The organism is Microbacterium paraoxydans, assembly GCF_019056515.1.
Taxonomy (GTDB): domain Bacteria; phylum Actinomycetota; class Actinomycetes; order Actinomycetales; family Microbacteriaceae; genus Microbacterium.
On sequence record NZ_CP064873.1, the window covers coordinates 1827726 to 1848502 of the forward strand.

Here is a 20777-nt window from a genome sequence, read left to right on the forward strand (position 1 = left end):
CCTACCGCTCGGAGCCGGGAATCCCCCGAGGGCGGGAGACCCTTGACACGCCGAAGGGGCCCGTGTCCGTGGACACGAGCCCCTTCGTCGTCGCGGCTCAGACGAGCGAGCGCAGCACGTACTGCAGGATGCCGCCGTTGCGGTAGTAGTCCGCCTCACCGGGGGTGTCGATGCGGACGACCGCGTCGAACTCGACGGTCTGCTTGCCCTCGGGCGAGTGCTCGCTCGGGGTGGCGGTGACCTTGACCGTCTTCGGGGTGACGCCGTTGTTGAGCTCCTCGAGTCCCGTGATCGAGACGATCTCGGTGCCGTCGAGACCCAGCGACTCCCAGCTCTCGCCGGCGGGGAACTGCAGCGGGACGACGCCCATGCCGATGAGGTTGGAGCGGTGGATGCGCTCGAAGCTCTCCGTGATCACGGCCTTGACGCCCAGGAGGCTCGTGCCCTTGGCCGCCCAGTCGCGGGACGAGCCGGAGCCGTACTCCTTGCCGCCGAAGACGACGAGCGGGGTGCCCTGCTCGGCGTAGTTCATGCACGCGTCGTAGATGTACGACTGCGGGCCGCCCGGCTGCGTGAAGTCGCGGGTGTAGCCACCCTCGACGACCTGTCCGTCGTTCACGGCCGAGACCATGAGGTTCTTCAGGCGGATGTTCGCGAAGGTACCGCGGATCATGACCTCGTGGTTGCCGCGGCGCGAGCCGAAGGAGTTGAAGTCCTTGCGGTCGACGCCGTGCTCCGTGAGGTACTGGGCCGCGGGGGTACCCGGCTTGATGTTGCCGGCCGGCGAGATGTGGTCGGTGGTGACCGAGTCGCCGAGCGTCGCCATGACGCGCGCACCTTCGATGTCCTTCACCGGGGTGAGCTCCATCGTCATGCCGTCGAAGTACGGGGCCTTGCGCACGTACGTCGAGTTCTCGTCCCACTGGAACGTGTCGTCGTCCGGCGTCGGCAGGTTGCGCCAGCGCTCGTCACCGTCGAACACGGTGGCGTACTGCTTGATGAACTGGTCGCGCGAGATCGACGAGTCGACGATCTCCTGGACCTCGTCCGGCGAGGGCCAGATGTCCTTGAGGAACACGTCGTTGCCGTCCGCGTCCTTGCCGAGCGCGTCGGTCTCGAAGTCGAAATGCATCGAGCCGGCGAGGGCGTACGCGATGACCAGCGGCGGGCTGGCCAGGTAGTTCATCTTCACGTCCGGGCTGATGCGGCCCTCGAAGTTGCGGTTGCCCGAGAGGACGGCCGTGACCGCGAGGTCGTGCGAGTTGATCGCCTCGGAGACCTCTTCGATGAGCGGTCCCGAGTTTCCGATGCAGATGGTGCAGCCGTAGCCGACCGTGTAGAAGCCGAGGCCCTCGAGGTCCTTGTCCAGACCCGACTTCTCGTAGTAGTCGGTGACGACCTTCGAGCCGGGGCCGAGCGTGGTCTTCACCCACGGCTTCTGCTTGAGGCCCTTCTCCCGCGCCTTGCGGGCGAGGAGGCCGGCGGCGATCATCACCGACGGGTTGGACGTGTTGGTGCACGACGTGATGGCTGCCAGGGTGACGGCGCCGTTGTCGAGGATGTACTTCTCGCCCTCGGGAGTCGTGACCGGGACCGGGTTCGACACGTTGGCCGGCGCACCGCTGCTGATGTGCACGGGACGCGTGGTCGGCTCCTCCTCGCCGGGGACCTGACCGGGGTCGGACGCCGGGAAGGAGTGCTTGGACTCGAGGTCGACGATGTCGTCGCTGGTCGACGCCGTGGCGTAGTTCAGGATGTCCTGCTCGAACTGCGTCTTCGCCTCGGAGAGGAGGATGCGGTCCTGCGGGCGCTTCGGGCCGGCGATGGACGGGACGACCGTGCCGAGGTCGAGCTCCATGTACTCGCTGAAGACCGGCTCGTGGGAGGCGTCGTGCCAGAGCTTCTGCTCCTTGGCGTAGGCCTCGACGAGCGCGACGGCCTCCTCGCTGCGGCCGGTGAGGCGCAGGTAGTCGAGGGTGACGTCGTCGATCGGGAAGATCGCGGCGGTCGAGCCGAACTCGGGCGACATGTTGCCGATCGTCGCGCGGTTGGCCAGCGGCACCGAGGCGACGCCCTCGCCGTAGAACTCGACGAACTTGCCGACGACGCCGTGCTTGCGCAGCATGTCGGTGATGGTCAGCACCACGTCGGTCGCGGTCACGCCGGCGGGGATCTCACCTGAGAGCTTGAAGCCGACGACGCGCGGGATGAGCATCGACACGGGCTGGCCGAGCATCGCGGCCTCGGCCTCGATGCCGCCGACGCCCCAGCCGAGCACGCCCAGTCCGTTGACCATCGTGGTGTGCGAGTCGGTGCCGACACAGGTGTCGGGGTAGGCCTGGAGGACGCCGCCGTTGGTGCGGTCGTAGATGACCTTCGCCAGGTGCTCGATGTTCACCTGGTGGACGATGCCGGTGCCGGGGGGTACGACCTTGAAGTCCTGGAACGCGGTCTGGCCCCAGCGGAGGAACTGGTACCGCTCGCCGTTGCGCTCGTACTCGATCTCGACGTTGCGCTCGAGGGCGTTCTCGGTGCCGAAGAGGTCGGCGATGACGGAGTGGTCGATGACCATCTCGGCCGGCGAGAGCGGGTTGATCTTGTTCGGGTCGCCGCCGAGCGCCGTGACGGCCTCACGCATCGTGGCGAGGTCGACGATGCAGGGCACGCCGGTGAAGTCCTGCATGACCACGCGCGCCGGCGTGAACTGGATCTCCGTGTTGGGCTCCGCGTTGGCGTCCCACGACCCGAGCGCCTCGATCTGCGCCTTCGTGACGTTCGCGCCGTCCTCGGTGCGAAGCAGGTTCTCCAGGAGGACCTTGAGGCTGAAGGGGAGCTTGTCGAAACCGGGCACCGTGTCGATGCGGAAGATCTCGTAGTCGGTGCTGCCGACCGTCAGGGTGCTCTTGGCACCGAAGCTGTTCACCGTGGACACGAATCCGTCTCCTTCTATTCGGATGGGAGCGACAGGCGCCTCCATCTTGCTCGCCGGTGCGGCCGCGCGGCTAGCAAGGGGGACCTAACCAGTCTGCTCCGCGCTGGTCACCGGCGAAAGCCCGTGATTTATCTTGATGTCGAGATAAATCTATCACGCCGCCGCGGGGTCGTCGTGCGACGACGCGCGGGGATAGAGCGCACGGACGACCAGCCAGGTCACCGCGATCAGGGGCGCGAACAACGGCAGTCCCATCACGAGCTTGAGGGTCCCGAGAGCGGTGACGTCGCCGGCCAGGTACAGCGGGAACTGCACGATCAGTCGGGCGAAGAACAGCGCGGCCCAGGCGATGCCCAACCAGAAGAAGGCCCGCCGCTTGCGACGGTCCGCACGCCAGGCGGTTCCCTCCCCCATGAGGAAGCCGACCGCGAGACCGATGACGGACCAGCCGATGAGCGCCGAGACGAGGATCGCCGACCCGTAGACCGCGTTCGTGATGAGGCCGGGGACGAAGTTGTCCTCGCCGCGGCCCGTCCACAGGGCCAGACCGGCGGCGGCCACGGCCGCGATCAGTCCGCCGAGGGCGGCCGACGGCGGAGACTTCTGCACCAGCCGGACGACGGTGAACACGGCGGCCAGACCGACGGACACTCCGAGGGGCAGCAGCAGGGGCTCAGGCCGAAGGGTGAACAGGATCACGAACGCGAGGCTCGGGAGCACCGACTCAAGGATCCCGCGCCAGCCGCCCATGGCCGACCAGACGACCTTGTGCGTGCTCGCGCTCTCGGACGGGTCGAGCCCGGCCTTGCGCGCGGCGCCGCCGAGTGCTGCTCCGAGGATCTCCGACGCGCTCTGCGTGCGCGGCTCCTCGGCGTCCGGCGTGGTCACGCGGAGCCCGGCGTCGCCGGCATCTTCAGCGGGATGAGGTCGCGCGGCGGCATGGGCGCTCCCCCGCGGACGACGACGATCGAGCGGAAGAGGTCCTCGACCTTCGCCGCCGCCTCCGGGTCGGACGCCGCCGCACCGCCGATCACACCGCGCAGGAACCAGCGGGGCCCGTCGATGCCGATGAAGCGCGCGAGGCGCAGGCCGGAGCCTTCACTGGCGGTCGCGGGCACCTCCGCGAGCAGCTCCTTGCCGAGCGGCCCCTCGCGCTCCTCGACGCGACCGCCCTGCGCCTTGACCTGGTCGCGCAGCTGGACGCGCGTCTCGTCCCACAGACCGCCGCTGCGCGGAGCCGCGAACGGCTGCACCTGGAGCGACGACTCGGCGTAGTCGAGCCCGACCGCCACGATGCGCTTGCTCTGCTCCTCCACCTCGAGCCGCAGGTTCAGTCCCTCGCGCGGCAGGATCTTGATCCCGCCGAGGTCGATGTACGGGCGGACGGGGTTCGCCTCGGAGTCGTCGAACGGGCCCTCGGTGGCGCGGTTCTCCGGCGCCGACTTGGAAGGAGTCTCGTTGCTGTCGGTCATTTCGCCTGTCCTGCTTCGTTCTCGGGGGTCTGTGCCTGGTAGCCGGTCGAGCCGAATCCGCCGGCGCCGCGAACGCTGTCCGGCAGCTCGTCGACCGGGAGGAACCGGGCACGGGTGACGGGCATCACGATGAGCTGTGCGATGCGATCGCCGACGGCGACATCGTACGCGCTGTGGATGTCCGTGTTGATCAGGCTGACCTTGATCTCGCCCCGGTAGCCGGCGTCGACGGTGCCGGGAGAGTTCACGATCGAGATACCGTGCTTCGCCGCGAGACCGCTGCGGGGCACCACGAAGGCCGCATAGCCGTCCGGCAGCGCGATGCGCACGCCGGTGGGAACGAGAGCGCGCTCCCCCGGCTCCAGCCGCACGGCCTCGGCGGCGACGAGATCGGCTCCGGCGTCACCCGGATGCGCATAGCCGGGGACCGCTGCGGCGATAATGGGGACATCAACGGAATCGGTCACCCCATGAGGCTAATGCAGAACCCCGCAACGGACGCACGTCCCCGCTACCACGAACGCCTGGCCCCCAGCCTGTGGCTGCTGGTCACGATCGCCCTGGCGGGACCGATGGTGTCCCTGATCTTCGTGCCGGTCGGCTCGACCTTCGCGCTGCTGCTCGGCGGAGCGGTGTCCGCGCTGCTCGTGGTGGCGGCCATCGCCCTGGCTCCGGTCGTCTCGGTGCAGGACGGCGTGCTCCGCGCCGGACCCGCCCACATCGACGTGCGCCACCTCGGCGAGCCGGTGGCGCTGACCGGCGACGAGGCACGGGCCGCACGAGGACCGGAGCTCCCGGCTCGCGGGTGGCACCTCATCCGCGGCGGCATCGACGGTGTCGTCGTGGTGCCGAACATCGACGAGGCAGACCCCGTCATCGCGTGGACGATCTCGACCAGGACGCCCGATCGGCTCGCCGCGGCCATCCGCGCGGCGCGGGGCTGACCGCCCCCCGGAGAAACGACAGCGCGCCCCTGACCGGATGGTCGGGGGCGCGTGAGGCGTCGCGCAGAGGGCTGCTCAGGCAGCGCACTCCTTGCAGATGGGGCCATCGGGTCCCTCGTGGTCGAGCTGCGAGCGGTGCTTCACGAGGAAGCAGCTCATGCAGGTGAACTCGTCCTGCTGCGCGGGCAGCACGACGACATCCAGCTCGAGATCGGAGAGGTCCGCGCCCGGGAGATCGAAGTTCGACGGGTTGTCGGAGTCCTCGTCTCCGGTCGTGCCGGACAGCTTGTCCGGCACACGCTCCTTGAGGGCTTCGATCGACTCGGAGTCGTCTTCACTCTTTCGGGGAGCGTCGTAATCGGTTGCCATGCGGTGAATCTCCACTTTCATGGTGCGAGTGGGCGGGTGCGCCGTCGGGTAATCGGCGGCCATAGTTTGCATGACCGGCGGGCGTTTCGCAAATGCCCTCCCATGCGACAGGGCAAACTCACGGCACGCCCGCCGTATTCCCTCTCCCGACGCGTCTCCCGTGACACCATGAACGCACACCCATCAGAGGGGCATTCGCATGGAAAACGTCACCATCGTCGGCACAGAAGCAGGAGTGCTCGTCCTCGCGACCGAGGCGGGCGAGCGGTTCGCGCTGCCCATCGACGCCGTGCTGCAGCGGGAGATCCGCCGCGCGACCCGCCAGGCCGAGCCGGCGGCGCAGAAGCTCGCCGCGAGTCCGCGGGACATCCAGGCCCAGATCCGCGCCGGTCTCACCGCCGCAGAGGTCGCGGAGCTCCTCGGGATCAGCGTCGACGACGTCGCGCGCTTCGAGGGTCCCGTCCTCGCCGAGCGGGAGCACATCATCGGGCAGGCGCTCGCCGTCCCCGTCCTCATCGGCAGCGAGGTCGAGCCCGACGCGCAGCCGACGTTCGGCGCCGCGGTGCGCGCCAAGCTGGCCGAGGTGGGCGCGTCGTCCGAGCGCTGGGCGAGCTGGAAGGAGGAGTCCGGCTGGATCATCAAGCTGGAGTTCTCCGCCAACGACGTCGAGCACGACGCGCGTTGGAGCTTCGACCCTCGGCGGAGCGCCCTCTCGCCGCTGAACGCCGACGCCACGCAGCTCTCGCGACAGGGGTCCCTGCCGGAGGGCCTGATCCCGCGTCTGCGAGCCGTGGAGGCCGACCGCGCCGCCTCGCCCTACAAGGACGACAGCCGCTTCGACTCCGGCGCCTTCGGACCGCGCCTCGTCCCGGCTCCCGCGGCCGAGGCAGAGGAGCCGGCGCAGCCCGAGCGCTCGGCGCCGGCGGTCCAGGACGCCGCGATCAACCGCGCCCCCGACGCCGCCTCGACGAGCCCCGAGACCGCCGATCTCCTCGAGGCCCTGCGCCGTCGCCGCGGCCAGCGCGAGGCGGCGCCGATCGAGCACGAGATCGAGGACGTTCAGGACGACACCGATCCGATCGCCCTCTTCGCCGCATTGGAGGAGCCGGACGACGAGCCCGCGGCCCCGGAGCCCACGCCTCGTCAGCCGTCCTCGAACGACGCCGGCGACAGCGGCGGCCGTCGGCGGCGCCGCAACGCCATGCCGTCGTGGGACGAGATCGTCTTCGGAGCACGCACCGACGAATGACCGCGGTCGCTCGCGTCAGGAGGCGAAGGCGCCGAGCCGCAGGAACGGCACCCTGGTCTCCTCCGGGGTGAGTGCGCCGTGCTGCCCGATCATGCCGCGGTTGCGCTGGTCCTCGGCCGTGCCGTCGTAGAGAGCGCGCACACCCGTGGCGGCGATCAGCACGTCACCGATCCGGGACCGGGCGTCGTCGCTGACGACGGGGCCGAAGAGACCGGCCCGCAGCGCCTCCTCCCGGGTGGCGACCTCGGCCACCCCCTCCAGATCGCGGCGCAGACGCGTGGCCAGCACCGCGGTGTCGGAGTCCGGCTCCCGGTACAGGTGCAGCATGCGAGGCTCGCCCCCGACGTGCCGGATGCCGACGAGATGCTCCTCCTCGAGCACGACCTGCCGATGGGACGGTACGTCGACCATGCCGTGATCCGAGGTCACCACCACGCCCACGCGCGGCGGGACGCGGACCGAGAGCGCGCCGTCGATCCGCTCCAGCGCGGTGACCCATTCCGCGGAGTCCACCCCGTGCTTGTGCCCCGCCTTGTCGACCTCGGGCAGGTAGCAGTAAACGAGGGAGCCCGGGTTCTCCGCGGCCAGCGCGTAGGAGGCCTCGACCCGTTCCTCCGGCGTCGCCGCGGGGACGAATGTCGCGCCGCGGAGGGTCGCACGTGTGAAGCCGCTGTGCGCGTACGCCGCCAGCCCCACGGCGAAGGCCGGCCGGCCCGTCGCCGCCATGCGCTCGAACACCGTGGGGGCGGCCTGCCAGGTGAGCGGGTCCAGACCGTCCGTCTCCCACCCGCTGAGCTGATTCACGAGGACATCCCGCTCCGGATCCCGGACGCGATAGCCGACGAGACCGTGCTGCCCCGGCCAGACCCCGGTGGTGAGACTCGTGAGGGCGGCCGCCGTCGTCGTCGGGAAGACCGTCTGCGCGATGTCCTTCTTCGTCATCGTCGCGGTGAGCGAGCGGGCGTGACCGGCGTGCCCGCGGAGGCTGATCGCCCCGAGGCCGTCGATCACCACGAGCACGGTCGAATCGACGCGCGGCAGCGTGGCGGATTCGCCGCGGAGAGCGGCGCACAGGTCGTCCGCCACCCCGACGACGCTCCGGGCGCCCGGCGGCGCGGACGGTAGCATGAAGGACATCCGAGCCAGTCTGACACAGGCTCCCGTACGCCCTCAGGAAGTCCATGCCGAAAACCCCGCCGCCCGAGCCTGTCGAGGAACGCATCCAGGACATCGATCTCTCTCACGAGATGCAGGGCTCCTTCCTGGAGTACGCGTACTCCGTCATCTATTCGCGGGCACTCCCGGACGCCAGAGACGGCCTCAAGCCGGTGCAGCGCCGCATCCTGTTCCAGATGGCCGAGATGGGCCTGCGCCCGGACCGCGGCCATGTGAAGAGCGCCCGGGTCGTCGGCGAGGTCATGGGAAAACTGCACCCCCATGGCGACTCGGCGATCTATGACGCGCTCGTCCGCCTCGCGCAGGAGTGGGCCCTCCGGGTGCCGCTCGTCGACGGTCACGGCAACTTCGGATCCCTGGACGACGGCCCCGCCGCCGCGCGGTACACCGAGGCGCGTCTCGCCGCCCCCGCGCTCTCGCTCACCGAGAACCTCGACGAGGACGTCGTCGACTTCATCCCGAACTACGACGGCCAGTTCCAGCAGCCGGCCGTGCTGCCCGCGGCTTTCCCCAACCTGCTCGTCAACGGTGCCAGCGGCATCGCGGTGGGCATGGCGACCAACATGGCGCCGCACAACCTCATCGAGGTCGTCGCCGCGGCGACCCACCTGCTCGAGAACCCGGACGCCACCACCGAGGACCTCATGGAGTACGTCCCCGGTCCCGACTTCCCGTCGGGCGGGATCCTCATGGGGCTCGACGGCGTCAAGGACGCCTACACGACCGGGCGCGGTGCCCTCAAGGTCCGCGGGCGGACGTCGATCGAGCCGCTGGGCCCCCGGCGCACGGGCATCATCGTGTCGGAGCTGCCCTACATGGTCGGTCCGGAGCGTCTCATCGAGAAGATCCGCGACGCGGTGCAGGCGAAGAAGCTGCAGGGCATCAGCGACGTCACCGATCTCACCGACCGCAACCACGGCCTCCGCGTCGCCATCGGGATCAAGACCGGTTTCGATCCGAACGCCGTGCTGGAGCAGCTCTACCGGCTCACCCCGCTGGAGGACTCCTTCAGCATCAACAACGTCGCCCTCGTCGACGGCCAGCCCCGCACCCTCGGGCTCAAGGAGATGCTCAGCGTCTACGTCGGCCACCGCATCGAGGTCATCACCCGCCGCAGCCGGTACCGTCTCGCCCGCCGGGAGGAGCGCCTGCACCTGGTGGAGGGTCTGCTCATCGCGATCCTCGACATCGACGAGGTCATCCAGGTCATCCGGTCGTCGGACGACACCGAGCAGGCCCGCACCCGGCTCCGGTCCGTGTTCGACCTCAGCGAGCCGCAGGCCGAGTACATCCTCGAGCTGCGGCTGCGACGTCTGACCAAGTTCTCGCGCATCGAGCTCGAGGCGGAACGCGACGCCCTCCTCGCGGAGATCGCGTCGCTGCGCGAGCTGCTCGCCAGCCCGGCCCTGCTGCGCGCGGCCGTCGCCCGGGAGCTGGACGCCGTGGCCGAGGCGTACGGGACGCCGCGGCGCACCCTGCTGATGAACGCGGCCCCGCCGAAGCCCCGTGCGACGAAGGGCGCCGTCGACCTGCAGATCGCCGACGCGCCGACCACCGTCGTCCTCTCGACGACGGGCCGCGCCGTGCGCGTGGACCTCGGCGAAGGACAGGAGTTGACGGCTCCGGCCCGGCGGAGCAAGCACGATGCCATCCTCGCGACGGTCGAGACGACGGTCCGCGGCGAGGTCGGGGCGCTCACCAGCACGGGACGCGTCGTCCGCTTCTCCCCCGTGGACCTGCCCTCGGTGCCGGGCACCTCGGTGCAGCTCGCCGCGGGGACTCCGCTTCGCGACTACCTGGGGATCACGACCAAGAGTGAGCGCATCCTCGGGTTCGTCCGTTTCGACAGCGAGACCCCCGTCGCGCTCGGCACCGCCCAGGGCATCGTGAAGCGCATCGTGCCGTCGACCCTGCCCGTGCGGCCCGACCTGGAGGTCATCGGCCTCAAGACCGGAGACTCCGTGGTCGGTGTGGCCGACGCGGCGGATGACGCCGACCTCGTGTTCCTGACGACGGATGCGCAGCTGCTGCGGTTCTCGGCCTCGACGGTCCGCCCCCAGGGCGCGCCGGCCGGCGGCATGGCGGGCATCAAGCTCGGCTCGGGCGCCTCCGTCCTCTTCTTCGGCGCCGTCCGCCCGGACACCGATGCCGTCGTCGCCACGGTGTCGGGCGCGGAGAGCATCCTGCCCGGCACCGATCCCGGCCGCGCGAAGGTCTCGGCCTTCACGGAATACCCGTCGAAGGGCCGCGCGACCGGCGGCGTCCGCGCCCACGCCTTCCTGAAGGGCGAGGACCGCCTCACCGTCGCCTGGGTCGGCCCGAACCCGGCTCTGGCCGTCGACCCCACCGGCGCGGTGCGCAAGCTGCCGGACGTGGGGGCACGACGCGACGCCTCCGGTCAGCCGATCGACGGCGTCATCGGCAGCATCGGCCGCACGCTCGTCTGATCCGTTCCACGAAGAAGGGGACCCGGCCGCGCCGGGTCCCCTTCTTCGTGACTTCTGCTCTCAGGCGTCGATGGACTCACGGGAGAGCTGGTCGGCGGAATCGATGATGAACTCCCGCCGCGGGGCGACCTCGTTGCCCATGAGCAGTTCGAAGACGCGGCCCGCCGCCTCGGCGTCCTCCATCCGGACGCGGCGGAGCAGACGACCGGAGCGGTCCATCGTCGTGTTCGCGAGCTGCTCGGCGTCCATCTCGCCGAGACCCTTGTAGCGCTGGATCGGCTCGTGCCAGCGCTTGCCGGCCTTGCGGAGCTTCGCGAGCAGCGCGTGCAGCTCCTGCTCGCTGTAGGTGTAGATCGTCTCGTTCGGCTTGGATCCCGGGTTGATGACGATGATCCGATGCAGCGGCGGCACGGCGGCGAACACCCGTCCGTGCTCGATGAGGGGCCGCATGTAGCGGAAGAACAACGTGAGCAGGAGGGTGCGGATGTGCGCGCCGTCGACGTCGGCGTCGCTCATGAGGATGATCTTCCCGTAGCGCGCGGCGTCGATATCGAAGGTCCTCCCGGAGCCGGCCCCGATCACCTGGATGATCGACGCGCACTCGGCGTTGGACAGCATGTCGCCGACCGACGCCTTCTGCACGTTGAGGATCTTCCCGCGGATCGGCAGCAGCGCCTGGAACTCGCTGTTGCGCGCGTTCTTCGCCGTGCCAAGGGCCGAGTCTCCCTCGACGATGAAGAGCTCGCTGCGCTCCACGTCGTTCGTCCGACAGTCGACGAGCTTGGTCGGCAGGGTCGAGGACTCGAGCGCGTTCTTCCGGCGCTGCGTCTCCTTGTGGGCGCGTGCCGACACGCGGGCCTTCATCTCGGAGACGATCTTGTCGAGCAGCTGCGTGGCCTGGCTCTTGTCGTCGCGCTTGGTGGAGGTGAAACGCTGCTGGAGGTCCTTCCGCATCACCTGGGCCACGATCTGGCGCACGGCGGGCGTGCCGAGCACCTCCTTCGTCTGACCCTCGAACTGCGGCTCCGGCACGTTGACCGTGAGGACCGCGGTGAGGCCGGCGAGGACGTCGTCCTTCTCGAGCTTGTCGTTGCCGACCTTGAGCCGGCGGGCGTTCTGCTCGACCTGGCTGCGGAGCACCTTCAACAGCTCCTGCTCGAAGCCCTGCTGATGCGTACCGCCCTTCGGCGTGGAGATGATGTTCACGAAGGAGCGGATGCGGGTGTCGTAGCCGGTGCCCCAGCGCAGGGCGATGTCGACGGCGCAGACGCGCTCGACCTCGGTCGCCACCATGTGCCCGTCCGGCTGCAGGACCGGGACGGTCTCGGTGAACGTCCCCTCCCCCTGGATGCGCCAGGTGTCGGTCACCGGCGGGTCGACCGCGAGGTAGTCCACGAACTCGGAGATGCCGCCCTCGTAGAGGTACGACGTCTCCACGGGGCCGGTCGGCGCACCGTCCTCCCCCACCCCGGCGCTCGCGGCGCGCTCGTCGCGCACCACGATCTCGAGCCCGGGGACCAGGAAGGCCGTCTGACGCGCCCGCGTCTCGAGCTCGGCGAGCTGGAACGCGGCGTCCTTGGTGAAGATCTGGCGGTCGGCCCAGTACCGCACCCGGGTGCCGGTGACGCCGCGCGGCGCCTTGCCGACGACGCGCAGCTCGCTGTTCTCCTCGAACGGGGTGAACGGCGCATCGGGCCGCTTCTCCCCCGAGTCCTGGAAGATGCCGGGCTCACCGCGGTGGAAGGACATCGCGTAGGTCTTGCCGCCGCGGTCGACCTCGACGTCGAGGCGCTCGGAGAGGGCGTTCACGACCGAGGCCCCGACGCCGTGCAGACCGCCCGATGCCGCATAGGAGCCACCGCCGAACTTCCCTCCGGCGTGCAGCTTCGTGTAGACGACCTCGACGCCGGTCAGACCGGTTCGCGGCTCGACGTCGACGGGGATGCCGCGACCGCGGTCATGCACCTCGACGCTGCCGTCGTCGTGGAGGATGACGTCGATGCGCGAGCCGTTGCCGGCCACCGCCTCGTCGACGGAGTTGTCGATGATCTCCCAGAGGCAGTGCATGAGCCCGGGCGAACCGTTCGAGCCGATGTACATGCCGGGGCGCTTGCGGACCGCCTCGAGTCCTTCGAGCACCTGGAGATGATGGGCGGAGTACTCGGCATTCACAATCTCCGAGTCTATTCGCGGGAGGGAGCCGCCCCTCGCAGACACTCCCCGGGTCGCCGCGTTCGCGGGTGCGCGCGTACGCGCTGAGCGAAACACGCCGTCGACCGGGCATGCCCCCAGGTGCAGCGTGGTTGTATTGAGCACGACCAACAAGGACGCCGACACCCGAGGAGGCCCCGAGATGAATGCAACGACCGAACGTGAGACCTCCGCTGTCGAGTACCGCCTGACCGCGATGGACCGCTGCGACTCGTGTGGAGCGCAGGCCTACATCGCCGCCGAGGTCAACGGTTCCGAGCTGCTCTTCTGCGCCCACCACGGCCGCAAGTACGAAGAGAAGCTGCGCAGCGTGGCCACGAGCTGGCACGACGAGACCGCTCGTCTCATCGAGACGGTCTGATCAGCGCCTGAGCCGGTCGAACCGGTTCAGTCCACGACCCTCCGCCGAATCCGCGGACCGAGGCGGGTGAGGATCTCCTCGCCCACCGTATCGATCCGCTCGGCGAGGGTCGTTGCTGTCTCCTCCCCCTGTGCGCCGGGGCCGAAGATCGTCACCTCGTCGCCGACCGCCATCCCCGGCCAGCCTTCGACAGTCATCGTGGCGACATCGATGGTCGAGACCGCACGCGAGCCGGCGGGGGTGCCCACCGTCATCCCGGCCAGCGTGGAGGGGACGCCGTCCAGGCTCCCGACGGCGACGATCGCGCTCTCGCCCTCCACCCGCACGACCGGCGCGACGAGACGCGCCGCGGGACGAACCCCGTCGAGGTCCGGACCGTCCGCCGAGCGGATGCCGTAGCAGAACGCGCCGATCCGCGACACGGTCCCGCGCAACTCGGGTCGCCACCAGGACGCGGCCGAGGCCGTGAGGTGTACAGACCCCGGCTGCGGCCCGGTCAGGCCGACCTGCCGGACGGCGTCGAGGAACACGGCCTGCGCCTCGTCGTCCTCGGCATCGCTCGCCTCGGCGATGTGGCTCCAGACGCCGACGAGGGCGAGTGCGCCGGAGCGCTCGGCGTCTCGGGCTTCGGCGACCGCGGCCGCCCAGTCCTCCGGGCGCACGCCGTTGCGATGCAGCCCGGTGTCGATCTTGAGGTGGATCCGTGCGCGCACGCCGAGGACCTCCGCCCGCGCGGCGATGCGCCGGAGATACTCGACCGTGCCGACGCCGAGCTCGATGTCCTGCAGGAGCGCCTCGTCGATCTCCTCATCGGTCGAGGTCGCCCAGGCGAACACCGTCACCTCTCCGCCCGCGATGCGCCGGACCTCGACGCCTCCGCGCACGTCATAGCTGCCGAACGAGGTCACCCCGGCCTCGAGGGCCGTCTCGACCGCCCAGCGGAGCCCGTGGCCGTAGGCGTCGTCCTTGAGGACCAGCATCAGCGTGGAGTCGCCGAGGCGGTCACGGACCGCCGCGATGTTCGCGCGGAAGACGGCACTGTCCAGACGCAGTTCGGGGCGCATCGGGCCTCCCATCATGCCTCCCATCCGCGCACGGCGTGCGCTCCCGGGACCGCGACGAGCTCGGCCGGGGTCATCCGGGTCAGCTCCGCCCAGCGCGCGATAGCGCCGGAGGCGGGTCCGGTCCCTCCGAAATAGGTCACCGCGTCGCCCACCTCCGCGAGAGCGCCCTGGAGGTCGATGACGCAGACGTCCATCGCGACACGCCCGACGATAGGGTGCAGTGCGCCGTCGATCTCCACGTCCGCGTGGTTGCCCAGGGCCCGGACGACGCCCTGAGCGTAGCCGCCCGTCACGAGCGCGACCGTGGTGTCCGCCGCCGCCCGGAAGGTGTAGCCGTACGAGACGGCCTCTCCCGCCCGCAGGCGCTTGGTGGACATGACACGGCCAACCAGACGCATGACCGGAGGCGTCGTCGGGAGGCCCTCCGCGGATGGCAGCCCATAGAGGAGACGGGGATCGAGGTCCGGCTCTCCAGTGGTCGTGGCGGTGATGCCTTCGAGACGGAGCGCCTCGACCTCTCCGGGAGAGTCCACGAGGACCTCCTCCGCTCCCGCCGCGGTCACCGCCTGGGCGACGGCGAGCAGACCGTGACCCCACGCATCGCGCCGGAGGTCGGCCCGGCGACCCCCCGCCCGGATCGCCGCGGACGCGCCGGCAGCGAGGGCCGAACGCGAGATCATCGCCTGCGGAAGCGCACTCGAACTCGTCTCACACACGTGCTCCAGCCTAGCTTCCGCGCTCCCAGGAGCCTGGGGGCTCCCCGCGTAGACTGGGACGTCGATCCCTAGACCCGGAGCTTCATGTCTCGTCTTTCTCTCGCGCCCCGCATCCGCTACCTCCTCGGCCGTGCCCGCCGCATCGACGTCGGTTCCGTCTTCGAACGTGCCAAGGAGGCCTCGGCCCAGCATCACCGGCCCGTGCCCACGATCGTCGCCGACATGCTCTGGTCGGCGGCCCGTCACAACGTCGGCTTCCAGGACTACATCGACTACGACTTCGCGATGCTGAACCGCGCCGAGCGCGAGACGTACATGACGCACCCCGTGTCCAACCAGCTCTCGCAGAAGTACGACCACCCCGACTTCCGCTGGATCTTCCAGGACAAGATCGAGTTCAACCGCAAGTTCTCCGCGCACCTGCACCGCGAGTGGATGGTGGTCGAGGAGGGGAACGCCGACGAGGTCCGCGCCCTCACGGAGCGCCTCGGCACGATCGTCACGAAGGAGCCGGTCGGTCAGGCCGGCACCGGTGTGCACCGGTATCACGCCGCCGACATCACGGACTGGACCGAGTTCCACCGCGGCCTCCTCGATCGCGGCGAGCTGCTGATCGAAGAGGTCATCCGTCAGCACGACGACCTGGCAGCGGTGTGCCCCGGGACTGTGAACACCACGCGCATCACCGCGTTCTTCGACGGCGAGAAGGCGCACATCCTCGCGATGGCGCAGAAGTTCGGCCGCGGCGCGGTGAGCGATCAGATGACATTCGGCGGCTTCTACACGATGCTCGACGAGAACGGGCACGCGGTGGGGGCCGGCTACGACTCGCACGGCCACGTCCACGAGACGCACCCGGACTCCGGGTTCCGCATCGCCGACTTCCAGCTGCCGTACATGGACGAGGTACGCGCGTTCATCGATCAGGTCGCCCGCGTCGTGCCGCAGGTGCAGTACGTGGGCTGGGACGTCGTCGTGACCCCGGACGGCCCCGTGCTCGTCGAGGGCAACTGGGGCGCGGGCGTGTACGAGAACAAGCCCAGCGTCACCGGTATCCGGACCGGGCACAAGCCGCGCTACCGCGAGGTCATCGGCTTCTGACCCTGTCGAAGCGTCGACCCGGCCCCTTACGCGCAAACCGGCCCCTTGCGTTCGCACGCAAGGGGCCGGTTCGTTCGTAAAGGGGTGGGTCGACCTGCTCAGACCGCGCGGACGATGCCGAGCGGGGTGGACTCGAGGCCCTGACCGAGCGGGTTGTCACCCAGGATCTTCACCAGCCGCAGCTCCCCCGCCTTGTCCAGCGTGGAGCCGAGGATGTTGCCGCCGAGATCGTTGATGTCGACCACGGCCACCTCGGCCTGGCCGCCGATCAGCGTCTTCAGGTGCGCCGCGACCCGGTCCGGGTCCTTCGGCCCGAGCACCACAGCCTCGTTGTACGGAGGGATGGTGTGCTTCGTCGGGCCGTCGATCGCGCGCGCCTTGTCCCCCGCGATGCGGTAGAAGTCGCCCTTGCGCCCGAAGGCCTTGGTGACCGCCGAGACGGCCGCCGCGAAGAGGATGCGCGGCGTACCGCACTCGCGCAGCGCCATCTCCATCGTCTCCGGCATGCCGAGACCGATGCCGTACGGCGTGCGGGTGACGTACTTCGACAGGAACAGCGCGAGCTTGCGCGGCTTGATCTCGTCGAGGCGGTAGGACCGCCCCTGCGTGATCGCGACGATCTTCTCGGTCACGAAGAGGAGGTCGCCCGGTTGGACGGCATCCTTGGCGTACTCCGTGATGATGGCGTCGAGATCGTCGTCCGGCATCACGACACGGGTGCGCAGCGGAATCCGCGCGTAGCTCTTTCCGTCGACGCTCGCCTCGAGCGCCTTGCCCTCGTTCGCCTGCATCACTCGAGGTAGTCCCGCAGCGACTGCGAGCGGCTCGGGTGGCGCAGCTTGGCCATCGTCTTGGACTCGATCTGGCGGATGCGCTCACGCGTCACCCCGAACGTGTCACCGATCTGGTCGAGCGTCTTCGGTTGACCGTCGCCCAGGCCGAAGCGCATCCGGATCACGCCGGCCTCGCGCTCCGAGAGCGAGTCGAGGAGCTGCTCGAGCTGACGCTGCAGCATCGTGAAGCCCACGGCATCGGCGGGGACCACGGCCTCGGTGTCCTCGATGAGGTCACCGAACTCGCTGTCGCCGTCTTCGCCGAGCGGCGTGTGCAGGGAGATCGGCTCGCGACCGTACTTCTGCACCTCCACGACCTTCTCCGGAGTCATGTCGAGCTCGCGGCTCAGCTCTTCCGGAGTGGGTTCGCGACCGAGGTCCTGCAGCATCTGGCGCTGCACGCGGGCGAGCTTGTTGATGACCTCGACCATGTGCACCGGGATGCGGATCGTGCGGGCCTGGTCGGCCATGGCGCGGGTGATGGCCTGACGGATCCACCAGGTCGCGTAGGTCGAGAACTTGAAGCCCTTGGTGTAGTCGAACTTCTCGACCGCGCGGATGAGACCGAGGTTGCCCTCCTGGATCAGATCCAGGAACTGCATGCCGCGACCGGTGTAGCGCTTGGCGAGGGAGACGACGAGACGGAGGTTCGCGCCGAGGAGGTGGCTCTTCGCGCGCTGACCGTCACGGGCGACCCACTGCAGGTCGAGTCCGAGCTGGCTCGTCTTCTCGGCGGGAGACATCGCGGAGAGCTTCTCCTCCGCGAACAGACCCGCCTCGATGCGCATCGCGAGCTCGACCTCTTCGGCCGCGTTCAGCAGTGCGACCTTTCCGATCTGCTTCAGGTAGTCCTTGACCGGGTCGGCGGTCGCGCCGGTGATCTGGGTCGAGTAGACCGGGACCTCTTCGTCGTCCTTGGAGGAGATGACGATCGCACCGGTCGGCAGCGGCTCGGTGAAGGCCGGCTTCGCGTCATCCTCCTCCTCGTCGCCCGCGGCGTCTTCGGAGCCCTCGGCCGCAGCGGCGTCGTCTTCCTCGACGACGTCGTCCGACTTCTTCTTCTTCGCGGGGGCGCGCTTGGCCGCGGCACGCTTGGGCGCGGGAGCCGCTTCGGTCGCTTCGACGTCCTCGACCTCGGGATCCGCGGTGATCTGATCGGCCTTCTTCGTCCGCGTGTTCTTCGTCGTGGCAGGAGTCACGTTTCGCCTTTCACGGGGCCGCTGGGAGACCCCGGGACATTTCGGACACTAGTAAGACCCTTGTCAAGTCCAGCGCTCGAAAACACTGATTGACAACGGGTCGGACTCCTAGTATCGCACACGTATGGCGATGAGGACGCATTCGCGCCCGATCTGCACGGACGGATTCAGCCGCGGCCCGGCTTGTCGTCGTCGCCCGACGGACGGGTGGCGAGGTAGCGCTCGAGTTCGGCCGCGAGCTCATCGGCGCTGGGCAGGTCGCGTTCGCTGAATCCGCCCTCGTCGTACGAGTCGTCCTCGGGGTCACGGCCGGCCATGTAGGCGTCGTAGCGACGTTCCAGGTTGTGCACCATCTGCTGCAGCTCGTCGTTCGCCGCGACCTGCTCGTCGACCCGGGCGATGTAGTCCGCGCGCCGCTCCTGCACGGCGTCCAGCATGAGCACGAGACCGGTCGACGCCATGAGCTTCTCCGCCGCCGCGCTGACCGCCTCGGGGTTCTCGGTCTCGGCGAGGTAGTGCGGCACGAGGAGGACGAAGCCGACGACGCGTTCCCCGCGCTCCGCGAACCGGTACTCGAGCAGGTGACCGGCAGTGGCGGGCACCTGCGTGCGCGGACGCCACACGGAGTGCGACACGACGAGGTCGCGCCGGTTCCCGCTCACCGTTGTCCCGATGGGACGCGTGTGCGGCACGGGCATGGCGATGGAGTGCACCCAGTGCAGTCCCGACGCCTCGAACTCCGCTGCGAGGTCCAGCACCGTCTCCGCGAAGGCGTTCCAGGCGAAGTCGGGCTCGTAGCCCGTGAGGAGGAGGAACGGACGACCGAGCGCGTCCGTGGCGAGGGAGAGCTCGAGTCGGGGCGGGCGGAACTCGGCGAGGTGGTCCTGGTCGAACGAGATCACGGGGCGACGCGCGCGGTAGTCGAGGAGCACGTCGTTGTCGAAGATCGCGAGCGGCTGCGGCGACGTCGTCTCCCTCAGGTGATCGATGAGCCCCGACACCGCACTGCCCGCGTCGGTGAATCCGGTGAGCAGCATCACGAGAGGCAGGCCGTGGGGCACCGTGGGAGCGTTCGCGACGCGTTCGTGGATCTCTCCGGAGAAGGGCATGTCTCCATGCTACGAGCCGCACCCGGACCCGGGCTCTGACCTGTCTCGCTGAGAGCGAACACACCCCGCCGGGCGGGCCGACGACCCCGGGGCGGAGATCCTAGGATGGAGACCATGACGCTTCCCGTGCTCTCGCACACCACCGATCAGTTCCCCGGAAGCGCTGCCGATGCCGCAGTGCTCGTCGTCCCCGATCTCTCCGAGTCGGCCGAGTCCCTGGCGGCTCACCCCGGTCTCGCCGACGTCCTCGCGGGCATCGGCTTCACCGGCGCCGCCGGAGCGTTCGCGCGGGTCTACGCCCCCGAGGTGACGACGCTCCCCTTCGCGGTCGTCGGCGTCGGCTCCACCATCGACGACGCGTCCGTGCGCAGCGCCGCCGGCACGGCTCTCCGGTCCCTCACCGGCTTCGACACCGTCTCGCTCGGCCTCGCCTCCGGACTCGAGGCGCACGCGGCCGCGGCGGCGGAAGGCGCCGTCCTCGGCGGCTACCGCTTCGACGACTATCGCGCCGAGAACGGCAGGAAGAAGCGGGCGACGGCGGTCGTCGTCCACGCCCCGCTCGACGACGCGACGATCGCCCGTGCCCACGCGACGGGCGAGGCCGTCGCCCTCATCAAGGACCTCGTGAACGTGCCCGCCGAGTGGCAGAGCCCTGCGCAGCTCGCGCAGAGCGCCGCCGACAGCGTCGCCGACCTCGACGTCACCGTGCAGATCCTCGACGAAACCGCTCTCGCGGAACAGGGCTTCGGCGGCATCCTCGGCGTCGGCCAGGGCTCCGACCGGCCGCCGCGTCTCGTCCGCCTCGACTATGCGCCGGCGGACGCGCAGCGCCACATCGCCCTCGTCGGCAAGGGCATCACCTTCGACACCGGCGGCCTGTCGCTGAAGCCCGCGGCCTCGATGGTCGGCATGAAGTTCGACATGGCCGGTGCCGCGACCTCCCTCGCCGCCCTCCGCGCCATCGCCGCCCTCCGCCTCCCCGTGCATGTGACGGCGTGGCTCTGCATCACCGACAACATGCCGTCCGGCCGCGCCCTCCGCCCCGGCGACGTCATCCGCATCCTCGACGGCACCACCGTCGAGGTGCTGAACACCGACGCGGAAGGGCGCCTCGTCCTCGCCGACGGTCTGGTCGCCGCGAGCCGCGAGAACCCCGACGTCATCATCGACGTCGCGACCCTGACCGGCGCGATCGTCGCGGCCCTCGGCCACCGTCACACCGGCGTCTTCGGCGACGACGAGACGGTCGCGGAGTTCCTCGCCGCCGCCGCGCGCACGGGGGAGCCGGCGTGGCACATGCCTCTGCCCGCCTACATGGAGGAGACGCTCGACTCCCCCATCGCCGACATGATCAACGCCAACATGGGAGATCGGATGGGCGGCGCGTCCTTCGCCGGCCTCTTCCTGCGGCGCTTCGTCGGCCGTACCTCGGACGCGGACGACGCGCCGCGCATCCCCTGGGTGCACCTCGACATCGCGGGCTCCGGTGAACACGCCGGCGCCCCCTACGGCTTCACCGAGAAGGGCCCCACGGGGGCGATGGTCCGATCGATCATCGCCTTCGCCGAAGCAGCATCCCACCCGGAGGCATGAC

General features: G+C 69.7%; 18 protein-coding genes. 6 read left to right on the forward strand and 12 right to left on the reverse strand.

Annotation, left to right across the window (positions count from 1 at the left end; genetic code table 11):
- Positions 1–97 precede the first annotated feature (97 nt).
- From IZR02_RS08730 to dut, 4 genes are all read right to left on the reverse strand, one after another.
- Positions 98–2977 (reverse strand): aconitate hydratase, encoded by a 2880-nt coding sequence (locus tag IZR02_RS08730; protein ID WP_197426452.1) that lies wholly within the window; start codon positions 2975–2977, stop codon positions 98–100.
- A 108-nt stretch (positions 2978–3085) separates the two neighbouring features.
- Positions 3086–3820, reverse strand: coding sequence for a DUF3159 domain-containing protein (locus IZR02_RS08735; protein ID WP_025103568.1), 735 nt, complete (start codon positions 3818–3820; stop codon positions 3086–3088).
- Positions 3817–4404, reverse strand: a complete 588-nt coding sequence (locus IZR02_RS08740) for a DUF3710 domain-containing protein (protein ID WP_025103569.1) — start codon at positions 4402–4404, stop codon at positions 3817–3819. The genes IZR02_RS08735 and IZR02_RS08740 overlap by 4 nt, the downstream gene beginning before the upstream one ends.
- Positions 4401–4871, reverse strand: a complete 471-nt coding sequence (dut, locus tag IZR02_RS08745) for a dUTP diphosphatase (RefSeq protein ID WP_025103570.1) — start codon at positions 4869–4871, stop codon at positions 4401–4403. Before dut ends, IZR02_RS08740 begins: the two co-directional genes overlap by 4 nt.
- Positions 4872–4883: 12 nt before the next feature.
- Here dut and IZR02_RS08750 point away from each other — a divergent pair, with 12 nt between their 5' ends.
- A complete protein-coding gene (locus IZR02_RS08750; protein ID WP_025103571.1) occupies positions 4884–5348 on the forward strand; it encodes a DUF3093 domain-containing protein in 465 nt (154 codons plus the stop codon).
- 75 nt (positions 5349–5423) lie between these two features.
- Here IZR02_RS08750 and IZR02_RS08755 read toward each other — a convergent pair whose 3' ends face one another.
- On the reverse strand, positions 5424–5717 hold the full coding sequence (locus IZR02_RS08755) for a DUF4193 domain-containing protein (RefSeq protein ID WP_025103572.1): 294 nt from the start codon (positions 5715–5717) through the stop codon (positions 5424–5426).
- A gap of 199 nt (positions 5718–5916) precedes the next feature.
- Between IZR02_RS08755 and sepH the strand changes: the two genes are divergently transcribed.
- Positions 5917–6966 carry a septation protein SepH gene (gene sepH / locus IZR02_RS08760; protein ID WP_025103573.1) on the forward strand — a complete coding sequence of 350 codons (1050 nt, stop codon included), beginning with the start codon at positions 5917–5919 and terminating at the stop codon, positions 6964–6966.
- 15 nt (positions 6967–6981) lie between these two features.
- Here sepH and IZR02_RS08765 read toward each other — a convergent pair whose 3' ends face one another.
- A complete protein-coding gene (locus tag IZR02_RS08765; RefSeq protein ID WP_025103574.1) occupies positions 6982–8103 on the reverse strand; it encodes an alkaline phosphatase family protein in 1122 nt (373 codons plus the stop codon).
- Positions 8104–8147: 44 nt separating this feature from the next.
- Between IZR02_RS08765 and IZR02_RS08770 the strand changes: the two genes are divergently transcribed.
- Positions 8148–10589, forward strand: a complete 2442-nt coding sequence (locus IZR02_RS08770) for a DNA gyrase/topoisomerase IV subunit A (RefSeq protein WP_025103575.1) — start codon at positions 8148–8150, stop codon at positions 10587–10589.
- 60 nt (positions 10590–10649) lie between these two features.
- On the opposite strand, the gene IZR02_RS08775 is transcribed toward IZR02_RS08770, so the two are convergent.
- Positions 10650–12761 (reverse strand): DNA gyrase/topoisomerase IV subunit B, encoded by a 2112-nt coding sequence (locus IZR02_RS08775; RefSeq protein WP_025103576.1) that lies wholly within the window; start codon positions 12759–12761, stop codon positions 10650–10652.
- Between the two features lie 181 nt (positions 12762–12942).
- On the opposite strand from IZR02_RS08775, the gene IZR02_RS08780 reads away from it, so the two are divergent.
- The gene (locus IZR02_RS08780; RefSeq protein ID WP_025103577.1) at positions 12943–13161 is read left to right on the forward strand and encodes a DUF7455 domain-containing protein; all 219 of its coding nucleotides are present in this window, start codon (positions 12943–12945) and stop codon (positions 13159–13161) included.
- A 26-nt stretch (positions 13162–13187) separates the two neighbouring features.
- Here the strand turns inward: IZR02_RS08780 and IZR02_RS08785 are convergent, their stop codons facing one another.
- Both IZR02_RS08785 and IZR02_RS08790 read right to left on the reverse strand, forming a co-directional pair.
- Positions 13188–14225 carry an alanine racemase gene (locus IZR02_RS08785; protein WP_025103578.1) on the reverse strand — a complete coding sequence of 346 codons (1038 nt, stop codon included), beginning with the start codon at positions 14223–14225 and terminating at the stop codon, positions 13188–13190.
- Between the two features lie 11 nt (positions 14226–14236).
- A complete protein-coding gene (locus IZR02_RS08790; RefSeq protein WP_231729440.1) occupies positions 14237–14941 on the reverse strand; it encodes an alanine racemase in 705 nt (234 codons plus the stop codon).
- 84 nt (positions 14942–15025) lie between these two features.
- On the opposite strand from IZR02_RS08790, the gene IZR02_RS08795 reads away from it, so the two are divergent.
- Positions 15026–16042 (forward strand): sugar-transfer associated ATP-grasp domain-containing protein, encoded by a 1017-nt coding sequence (locus IZR02_RS08795; RefSeq protein WP_025103580.1) that lies wholly within the window; start codon positions 15026–15028, stop codon positions 16040–16042.
- Between the two features lie 98 nt (positions 16043–16140).
- On the opposite strand, the gene IZR02_RS08800 is transcribed toward IZR02_RS08795, so the two are convergent.
- The 3 genes from IZR02_RS08800 to IZR02_RS08810 form a co-directional block, all read right to left on the reverse strand.
- Positions 16141–16833, reverse strand: coding sequence for a coenzyme F420-0:L-glutamate ligase (locus IZR02_RS08800; RefSeq protein ID WP_029989267.1), 693 nt, complete (start codon positions 16831–16833; stop codon positions 16141–16143).
- A complete protein-coding gene (locus tag IZR02_RS08805; RefSeq protein ID WP_370670652.1) occupies positions 16833–18026 on the reverse strand; it encodes an RNA polymerase sigma factor in 1194 nt (397 codons plus the stop codon). Before IZR02_RS08805 ends, IZR02_RS08800 begins: the two co-directional genes overlap by 1 nt.
- A gap of 215 nt (positions 18027–18241) precedes the next feature.
- A complete protein-coding gene (locus tag IZR02_RS08810) occupies positions 18242–19183 on the reverse strand; it encodes a proteasome assembly chaperone family protein (RefSeq protein ID WP_025103583.1) in 942 nt (313 codons plus the stop codon).
- Positions 19184–19297: 114 nt separating this feature from the next.
- Here IZR02_RS08810 and IZR02_RS08815 point away from each other — a divergent pair, with 114 nt between their 5' ends.
- The gene (locus IZR02_RS08815) at positions 19298–20776 is read left to right on the forward strand and encodes a leucyl aminopeptidase (protein WP_025103584.1); all 1479 of its coding nucleotides are present in this window, start codon (positions 19298–19300) and stop codon (positions 20774–20776) included.
- Position 20777 lies beyond the last annotated feature (1 nt).